Genomic DNA, 8,821 nt, shown 5'->3' on the forward strand with positions numbered 1-8,821 from the left:
TTTTTCCCTTCAGATCTCCCATAAATGATGATACTGAGATTTTTGGTGGAATCGCTACTAACATATGTACATGATCTGGCATCATGTGACCTTCTAATATATCCACTCCCTTGTATTTACATAAACGTTTGAAGATTTCGATCAAATCTTTCCTCACTTGATTACAGATCTCTTTCCGTCTATACTTCGGGGTGAATACAATGTGGTATTTGCACATCCACTTTGTGTGAGCTAGACTATAGTTCTTGTTTGCCATCTAAGACCATTCCTTTCATTGAGCCTGAACATCTCAATTTTATCGGGATGGTCTTGTTGGTCAAACCCTCGATCCCTCCACCCGCATAGCGGGTGGTTTTTTGTTTCGTGCGTTTCACGCACTCAACTGGCTAAAGCCCAAATCAAAAAAGCCGGCATGGCGCCGGCTTTGTCAGAAGCTGCTGTCTTGTATTTGGATGACTGCTGCAACTTACTTTTTGTATTGCGAAGCCGGGGCGCCGGCCTGTCCGCGATTCCAGATCGCTCCGATGGCCCATCCAATCAGCCAGCCGATAATGCCGCCTGCTGCCGCCGGAATGACCCAGCCGATTCCCTGCTTATACAGAGGAAGGTACCCGAGCCACTCCGTAACCTGTTCTACCGGGACTTTGGCCTCCTTCAACCCGTCAAATAAGCTGATGAGCACGGTGCCGATAAGCGCACCGGCATAGACGGACGGGCTCCCGCCGAACAAGCTGTGGCCCAAGGACATCAACAGCAGCACAATCGCTACAGGGTAGATGACCAGCAGCACCGGAACAGATACCGACAGAATAGTATTCAACCCCAGATTGGCTACCAACAAGCCCACTAGGCAGGTCAAAAATGCGACTTGATTATAACTGAGCCGGCCGAATAAGGTCGAAAAATACTGGCTGCACGCCGATACGAGCCCGATGCAGGTCGTCAGGCAGGCGAGCGTCACAATGACGGCCAACAACAGTAATCCGGACTGTCCAAATATTTTTTGGACGATTTGCGTCAACAGCTGCCCTCCGTTTTGGGCATAGCCGAACTCGGTTACACTCGTCACTCCGAGCCATCCCAGCGCCGCATAGACGAGCGACAAGCCCAAGCCCGCGATGAGGGCGGCTTGAATCGCGGATTTCGTGATCGCGCGTTTGTCCTGAACGCCTTGATCGCGAATCGAGTTAATGACGATGATGCCGAACGCGAGCGCGGCGATCGTATCGAGCGTCAGATAGCCCTCCATAAATCCTTTGACGCCGGGCGACGTCGCATATTCCTTAATCGCAGGCTGCGCTTCTCCAAGCGGGCTCATCATCGCGGAGATGAACAGCGCCGCGATGGAGAGGAGGAGCAAGGGCGTAAGAATCTTCCCGACGCGATCCACCAATTTGGATGGATTCAAGCAGAGCCAATAGACGAGAACAAAGAACGCGAGCGTATAAGCCAGCAGCACCCAACCGTCTGCTTGGAGCGGCTCGGGAAGAAAGGGACGAATCCCCATTTCGAAGGACACATTCGCTACGCGCGGAATTCCCATAAAAGGGCCGATCGACAAGTAGGCGATAATGGCGAACAGGATGCCGAACTTCGGATGTACCCGGCCCGCGAGATGCTGCACGTCACGGCCTGTCATGGCAATCGCGATGACGGCGAGCAGCGGCAAGCCAACGCCGGTTACAATGAAGCCCAGGATGGCGACGGCGAAGTTGTCTCCCGCCTGCTGCCCCAATATCGGCGGAAAGATTAAGTTCCCCGCGCCAAAAAATAACGAAAAAAGCATGAGTCCCACGAAAAATACGTGGCTTTTCGATAGTGATTTCATCTTTTCTTCCCCCTAGATATCTTGACGCTTTTGTACCCAAAACGCAAAAAATCCGCCCCTCCCCAGGGACGGATTGTGATCCGCGTTACCACCCATTTTCACGGAGCAGGTTGTTATCATTCCCGCACCATGCAGCTCACTACGTACTGATATACCATACCATACGCATTCCGGATAACGGTGGAAGTCCGTCGCAGCTTACTCGAGTTCAGCCGCGCTTCTCGGAGATGACCTTCAGTTATGAGCCGAACGTTGGCTTGCAGCATACGCCAACTCTCTGGGGATCGGGATTCATAGCCTACTCTTCTCGTCCATGAAATTTACGCCAAGTGATTTGTTATCTATTTTCACATAATACCATGGAGCTTGTCTATGCACAATATTTCACAACATATTCCTGGCAGGCTATTATAATTGCTCTACGGTAAAACACATCAGCCTTGGATATAAAAATGGTTGGAGAACGTCAAACCTTTATGAAGTTAATTCCGTAGTGTTCCGCGAACCACATGCCTTTAATCAAATGAAAAAAGCGCATGATTTTTTTGAGTGCCGCAGCAATAATCAATGAATCGGGGGCTTTTACAATTCTCTTGTTCTCTCCTTATTGCTCTAGCCTGATTTCTCCGGCAATTGTAGCTATTCCGTTATTAACTTCAATAAAACGGCTCTCGTTAATACGATTTATCGCTTTCATTTCAGATTTATTTTTTGCCCCGCTGATTAATTCGCACTTGGTTATGACGAAGAAATAAAACCCATTGGAGTCTTTCTGTAGTTTATGGCTTGTAGTAAACCACTTTATTGTCATCGTTTAATAGCCCTATTGCAATATTTGTACCAAGAATGATTCCTTTCGTCACCATTCCTCCCTCATTTCCTTTGTTTCCTCTAACCATTCTTGCTGAAAGGGGATATGGAAAGGGAAGCCTTGCGAATTTCTGGCGGAAAAGTAGAGGTTCTTGCTGGAATCACCGCAGAGGAATACGCAGCCTTTTTGCATCGATCGGAATGGAGAGACAAAGAGAACTACTTCGACCTGGTAGAGAGATTCTCGAATGCGCTCTTTACTTTTCCAACCTATGAGTTCATGGCTTCTTTCCATGATACCGGCAGTCGGACTTATGTATTCCAGTTCAATTATCCGTCGCCGGATCCTTATTTATTAGCCTACCATTGCATTGAATTGCCGTTTGTATTCGGCAATTTCGAGAAATGGGACAATGCCCCGATACTGGAAAATATGAACACGGAAGAAGCGCGGCATTTATCGGACCAAATTCAAGGGTATTTTCTCGGTTATATTAAAAATGGCATGCCTGAACATGAAGGCAGTATCGATTGGCCGATATATGAAAGAAGCCGCCGTAACGTACTTATCTTTGACAAAGCATTAGAAAGAAAAGTGATCAGCGCGCCCGTTTCCTCCGCGGACAGCATTTTTGGAAAAGTAGATATTTCCCATTTCTGGGACGATTGTGATTACGCGTTAGAGGAATATGTTAGCGAGCCGCCGACGGACGAGCTTATCGCCTCCATCGAGGAAGAACTCGGATATAAGATGCCTGCTTCTTATATTGCGCTGATGAAGCAGGCGTGATTTTCGTGCTTGCCGGATCAACCGCGGGCGGTTGATCCGGCATTTTACGATATTCCCACGCGTCAAGCTTGCTTTGTTCCAAGTCCCAATACCAGCAATATTCGGTCGCGAACACAATCGCATCTTCCATTTGATCATGGGCAAAAGCGAGCTGGAGCATTTCCTTGCCTAATCCGAGCGAACGATACCTTCCGGCGACTTCAATAGCGCCGAATTCGATCAAATCTTCCATCCGCGCTTCTCCCCAAGGTTCTCGTTCATCCGGATAGTGGAACGTCACATAACCGACTATCGTATCGCCATCGCGCGCCAAAATAATTCTCCCCTCGGGGAGAGCCGCAATGTCCTCAAGCGCTCTATGCTGATCCTCGGGAGCGCGAAACGTCTTCAGGTCCGCATGCATTCGGAGAGCGCGCAGCTTCTCGGGAGCTACCGGCCCTTCCACGACCAATACGCTATTGTTCCGCCGCAGCCTCCGGGAGGAATAATGCTTCCTATGCTCCATACGCTACACCTCATCATATAAGGATGATTGTTCCGTTTTGCAGCCCAGATGTGAAAGAATGATCCCCCCAGAGCAATATTTTACCAAACTTCAATGCCGCGCAGAACGATCCGCGGCTTTTTCTTTTTGAAACCGTTGCTGGAAAAACCAATATGCGATATATTGGTTTTATGGAAAAGGATATGATCAAACCAATTAAGCGAATGTCGTTACGAGATGAAGTCTATCTCACGTTAAAGAAGGCCATCATTGATTTGGAATTACAGCCTGAGCAGCGTTTGCACGACAAGGAGTTAGCTGAAAAATTCGGAATTAGCCGCACTCCTGTCCGGGAGGCATTGAAGCGTCTTGAGGATGAAGGGCTTGTGGAGTCGATTCCGGGTTCGATTACTCGCGTTGCTCCATTGCATCTGGAGGAAGCGAAGCATGCCTTTCCGGTGGTAGCCGTCTTGCATGCTTTGGCAGCTCGCGTGGCGGTTCCGTTACTGCAAGAGTCCGATATGGAAAAATTGGAATTCAGCAATAAGGCTTTGCTGGCGGCTATGAAGAAAAAAGACATTATAAAAGCCATTGAAGCTGATGAGTTGTTTCATCATGTTTTTCTGGACGTGGCAGGCAATCCTGAAATCATGCGCGCGCTGGAACGAAGCATATCCAAAATTCAGCGTCTTGAAATTTCTCAATTTGCCTCTGTAAAGGGTCTCAAGTCAGTAGAACAGCATCGGCAAATTATAGAAGCTTGTAAAAAGAAAGACGTAGAAGCGGCAGCTCGTCTTGTGGAACAGAACTGGTTAAGTCTTGGAGAGATATTAACTTATGAAACAGATTGAAGCAGGTAAACTTCGTCCGATTTTGCTGGGGATTTGTGCGGCTTTCTTTTTTGCGTTTACCTTTATACTGAATCGAGCCATGGAACTATCAGGCGGAAGCTGGGTATGGAGCGCTTCGCTGCGATTTATATTTATGGTTCCATTCCTGCTGCTTCTTGTGATCAGCAGGAAGCGATTGCGGCCGTTATGGCAAGTGATGAAGGAAAATCCCGGGACATGGTTTTTATGGAGCTTTGTAGGGTTTGGCCTCTTCTATGCTCCCTTGTGCTTTGCGGCCGCGCATGCGCCAGGATGGGTGATTGCCGGGACGTGGCAAATGACAATCATATCAGGTTCTTTATTGGCTCCGCTGTTCACGGAGACCATGCTGACACCGGATGGGCTCATGAAGAAAAGAAACAAAATTCCGTTTAAAGGATTGGTTATGTCCTTTGTCATTCTTCTCGGGATTATTCTGATGCAAGTGGAGCAAGCCCGATATCTTGCGGCCAAAGATATTTTATTGGGGATTATACCTGTCATTGTCGCTTCATTTGCCTATCCGCTCGGTAATCGCAAGATGATGGAGATATGCGGAGACCGTGTGGATGCTTATCAGCGGGTACTTGGAATGACATTGGCCAGCTTGCCATTCTGGTTTTTACTGTCCTTGTATGGTTTTTTTGTAGAGGGAGCGCCAAGCCAAGAGCAAACGATACAATCTGTACTCGTCGCTGTTTTCTCAGGGGTCATCGCGACGGTATTGTTTTTTCAAGCGACTGATATGGTCAGAGGAGATATGCCAAAGCTGGCCGCCGTGGAAGCGACTCAATCGATGGAAGTGCTTTTTGCCGTTATCGGAGAGATCGCGTTATTGGCTTCTCCGCTTCCCTCTATGTTATCTTGGTGCGGCATGTTCGTCATCATGCTGGGAATGATGCTGCATAGTTATGTATCTCATAAGGATGAAAAGATACGCCACCAAGATGTTCACACCTAAATCAACCTTACGGAGAAGAACCTCCCGAGCGCTGGCTTTAGAGGTTCTTCGTTTTTTGATTTTGAACACCTTTTCACTTAAATTTCAGATTTTCCGATCAGACCATAATACAAGAGTTGATTCAGAGCGCGAAGTATCGAAGGATCGGCTCGTACAAAAAATCCAGGCCGGGCGAGTGTATCTTTAAACATCTGAATAGCAGTTTGCGGTCATCGATTTTAACTTGGCGTTCAAGAGAAGACAGAGACGGAACGGATGATAGGGGCGCGGCTAAGCTCACGCGATTGGAAGATTTGACACTTTTGCAATTTTGTTAATATAATATTGCTCAAGTGGAATATTTTCTTATATTTCTGCATTGTCACACCCTACCGCATCGTAACCCCATGAATATCCTCACAAGAAGCAACTGATCATCTTTACCAGGCTGCGCCTGGGAGCACGAACCGGAAGCGAAGTTAAGCCGCTTCATCTGGAGCGGGAGTCGTTCTCTCCAGTCGAGGAGAGATAAAGCGGGTTTCCCGCAGTCCAGCCGCACTGCCGGGCGAGGTGCAATGCGATCATGCCGTCTCCGTCGAATCCGGTCTAGATGAAGAATCTGCACATAGGACGCGACAGAAGAACAGGAACACTCCCTTCTCCGTTTTCTCCGCATCCAAGTTGGCAGTTCAATACGAGTGATGGAGGAATCATATGCTTGTGCTGATCGATAATTTTGATTCGTTTACCTACAACCTGGTACAGTACATTTCAGAGCTGGGACAGGCCGTCCAGGTCTATCGAAATGATTCTGTAACATTGAAAGCGATAGAAGCCCTGTCTCCGGATTATATTGTGATTTCGCCGGGACCATCGAATCCGGATCATGCAGGGATCTCGCTTGAGGCGATCCGGTATTTTGCCGGCAAGATTCCGATTCTTGGCGTTTGCCTCGGCCATCAGGCCATCGGACAGGCATTTGGCGGCAAAGTCGCTTCTGCAAGTCAACTTATGCATGGCAAAACATCAGATATTGTGCATGACGGCAAAACGCTGTTCCATGACCTGCCGAATCCGCTTACGGTGGCGAGGTATCACTCTCTGATTGTCGAGCCAGATGTTCCTGAGCCGCTCGAAGTTACGGCTTGGACAAGCGAGGGGGAGGTAATGGGACTTCGACATAAGGAATATGCCGTGGAAGGAGTCCAATTTCACCCCGAATCCATTATTACGCCGTACGGCAAGCACATTCTTGCTAACTTTCTTCAGTCCTATTCAGGGAAGATACCAAGGAGGGTTCACCATGATGAAGCAGGGACAAACATCCCCCTATATTCTGTTTGATTTTGCAGATGCGGACCGCGGCATGGAGCGCAAGTTTTTTTCGGAGCCGGTTGAAATTATTGTGGCCTGGAGCCGGAATGAAGTCAGGGACGCATTGCGGAGAGCAGAGGAATGGGTCGGACGGGGATACTACGCGGCTGGCTACGTATCGTACGAGGCGGCACCCGCCTTTGATCCGGTCTTTAGTGTCCATCGGAACACGGTGATGCCGCTGGTATGGTTCGGGATATTCAGCGGATACACGCTCGACGGCGAACCGGCGGGTGCGGGCGACTATCGGCTCTCGGGATGGGAACCTGCGGTTGCCGAACCAAGTTATCATGACAATATACATAAGATACATGAAGCCATAGCCAGAGGAGATACTTACCAAGTCAATTATACGATGCGTCTCCGTTCGCAATTCGAAGGAGATGCCTATGCATTCTATACGAGATTGTGCAAGGCGCAGCAAGCCAATTATTCAGCGATGCTGCAGCTGGGGGATTTCAGTATTCTCAGCGCTTCGCCCGAACTTTTTTTCAGAAAAAACGGAAAATCCCTGGAAACGCGCCCCATGAAGGGAACCGTAAAACGCGGACTTACGGTGAAGGAAGATGAACGGCTCTCTGACTGGCTTCGCCAATCGGAGAAAAACCGGGCCGAAAATGTGATGATTACCGATCTGCTGCGCAATGATTTGGGCATGGTTGCCGAAGCCGGCTCTGTCCAGGTGCCGAAGCTGTTCGAGATTGAAAAGTACTACACCTTGTTTCAGATGACATCCACCGTGACAGCGACTACGATGCCTGATATCGGTATCGATGATATTTTTGCCGCCTTGTTTCCCTGCGGCTCCATCACGGGAGCTCCGAAGATCAGCACGATGAATCTAATCTGCGAGCTGGAGGAGGCGCCGAGGGAGATTTATTGCGGTTCCATAGGGCTCATACGGCCTGACGGCTCGGCGGTATTCAACGTCGCGATACGAACGGTATGGATTGATCACAGGCGCAGCGTGGCTGAATATGGCGTCGGAGGGGGGATTACATGGGATTCCACGGCCGCGGATGAATACCAGGAAGCGAGAACGAAGGCGCTGTTGCTCACAGAAGTCAGGCCGGATTTTGAACTGCTGGAATCGCTCCGCTTGGAGAATGGCGTCTATCAGCTTCTGGAACAGCATATTGCCCGGATGGCCGATTCCGCCGTTTATTTTGATTTCCAGGCCGACAAGGATGCACTCAGACAAGCCCTGCTGCAGCATGCGCATGAATTCCCGGCTGGTGTGCGCAAAGTCAGGCTGCTGTTGTCCCGAACGGGCCTGATTACCGTTCAGAGCGAACCGATTGCCGAACGGCAAGGCCCCGCGAAGGCCGTGCTTGCTTCTTCGCCGGTGTCCTCTTCCGACCGGTTCTTGTATCACAAAACAACGAATCGGGCAGTATACGCCAAGCACGATGAACAAAAAGGGGACGCATATGATGTATTGCTGTGGAATGAGAACGGAGAGCTCACCGAATTTACGACCGGCAATCTCGTCCTCGAGTTGAACGGCACGAAATACACGCCGCCGCAGGACAGCGGCCTGCTGGCCGGAACGCTGCGCAGCGAGCTTATCGCTGCCGGGACAGTGACGGAACGAACGCTCGCCATCAGCGACATTCCCAAGGCATCTCACATCTGGCTCATTAACAGTGTAAGAGGATGGATTCCCGTTACGATGCTCCAGGACAGTCTCGATCGCGCCATGAATGAACTAAGCGTTGTGTAATAC

7 protein-coding genes, 2 pseudogenes and 1 other annotated feature are annotated in these 8,821 nt (G+C 49.4%); of the genes and pseudogenes, 6 read left to right on the forward strand and 3 right to left on the reverse strand.

Translation table 11 applies throughout. From position 1 onward, the window contains the following. Together tnpA and brnQ are read right to left on the reverse strand one after the other, a co-directional pair. Positions 1-256, reverse strand: a 256-nt coding sequence (gene tnpA, locus ABD76_RS09330; protein ID WP_197256262.1) for an IS200/IS605 family transposase, incomplete at its 3' end; no start/stop codon positions are given. Between the two features lie 210 nt (positions 257-466). Beyond that, positions 467-1,828: a branched-chain amino acid transport system II carrier protein gene (brnQ, locus tag ABD76_RS09335; RefSeq protein WP_197256265.1), complete on the reverse strand. Its 1,362-nt coding sequence runs from the start codon at positions 1,826-1,828 to the stop codon at positions 467-469. Positions 1,829-1,889: 61 nt separating this feature from the next. Continuing rightward, positions 1,890-2,151 (reverse strand) — a binding site (T-box leader). A gap of 593 nt (positions 2,152-2,744) precedes the next feature. Here brnQ and ABD76_RS09340 point away from each other — a divergent pair. Then, positions 2,745-3,209, forward strand: a pseudogene (locus ABD76_RS09340) (carboxylesterase family protein); the annotation flags it as partial. A 24-nt stretch (positions 3,210-3,233) separates the two neighbouring features. Next, positions 3,234-3,422 (forward strand): annotated as a pseudogene (locus ABD76_RS30385) (hypothetical protein); the annotation flags it as partial. Here ABD76_RS30385 and ABD76_RS09345 read toward each other — a convergent pair. Next, positions 3,355-3,933 carry a GNAT family N-acetyltransferase gene (locus ABD76_RS09345; RefSeq protein ID WP_197256269.1) on the reverse strand — a complete coding sequence of 193 codons (579 nt, stop codon included), beginning with the start codon at positions 3,931-3,933 and terminating at the stop codon, positions 3,355-3,357. The pseudogene ABD76_RS30385 and the gene ABD76_RS09345 sit on opposite strands and share 68 nt — an antisense overlap. A gap of 170 nt (positions 3,934-4,103) precedes the next feature. Here ABD76_RS09345 and ABD76_RS09350 point away from each other — a divergent pair, with 170 nt between their 5' ends. The 4 genes from ABD76_RS09350 to pabB all read left to right on the forward strand — a co-directional run bounded on the left by ABD76_RS09350 (position 4,104) and on the right by pabB (position 8,818). Next, positions 4,104-4,763: a GntR family transcriptional regulator gene (locus ABD76_RS09350; protein ID WP_197256286.1), complete on the forward strand. Its 660-nt coding sequence runs from the start codon at positions 4,104-4,106 to the stop codon at positions 4,761-4,763. Further along, positions 4,750-5,742, forward strand: coding sequence for a DMT family transporter (locus ABD76_RS09355; RefSeq protein ID WP_197256271.1), 993 nt, complete (start codon positions 4,750-4,752; stop codon positions 5,740-5,742). The genes ABD76_RS09350 and ABD76_RS09355 overlap by 14 nt, the downstream gene beginning before the upstream one ends. A gap of 693 nt (positions 5,743-6,435) precedes the next feature. After that, a complete protein-coding gene (locus tag ABD76_RS09360; protein ID WP_197256274.1) occupies positions 6,436-7,065 on the forward strand; it encodes an anthranilate synthase component II in 630 nt (209 codons plus the stop codon). After that, positions 7,025-8,818: an aminodeoxychorismate synthase component I gene (gene pabB / locus ABD76_RS09365; RefSeq protein WP_197256276.1), complete on the forward strand. Its 1,794-nt coding sequence runs from the start codon at positions 7,025-7,027 to the stop codon at positions 8,816-8,818. Before ABD76_RS09360 ends, pabB begins: the two co-directional genes overlap by 41 nt. The last annotated feature ends 3 nt before the right edge of the window (positions 8,819-8,821 follow it).

Source organism: Paenibacillus dendritiformis (assembly GCF_015845845.1).
In the GTDB taxonomy this organism is placed as follows: domain Bacteria; phylum Bacillota; class Bacilli; order Paenibacillales; family Paenibacillaceae; genus Paenibacillus_B; species Paenibacillus_B dendritiformis_C.

Bases quoted from the DNA above. Each gene is read 5' to 3' on its own strand.
- ABD76_RS09355 (WP_197256271.1), top strand. From the start codon at position 4,750: ATGAAACAGATTGAAGCAGGTAAACTTCGTCCGATTTTGCTGGGGATT.
- ABD76_RS09345 (WP_197256269.1), bottom strand. From the start codon at position 3,933: ATGGAGCATAGGAAGCATTATTCCTCCCGGAGGCTGCGGCGGAACAAT.
- brnQ (WP_197256265.1), bottom strand. From the start codon at position 1,828: ATGAAATCACTATCGAAAAGCCACGTATTTTTCGTGGGACTCATGCTT.
- ABD76_RS09350 (WP_197256286.1), top strand. From the start codon at position 4,104: ATGGAAAAGGATATGATCAAACCAATTAAGCGAATGTCGTTACGAGAT.
- ABD76_RS09360 (WP_197256274.1), top strand. From the start codon at position 6,436: ATGCTTGTGCTGATCGATAATTTTGATTCGTTTACCTACAACCTGGTA.
- pabB (WP_197256276.1), top strand. From the start codon at position 7,025: ATGATGAAGCAGGGACAAACATCCCCCTATATTCTGTTTGATTTTGCA.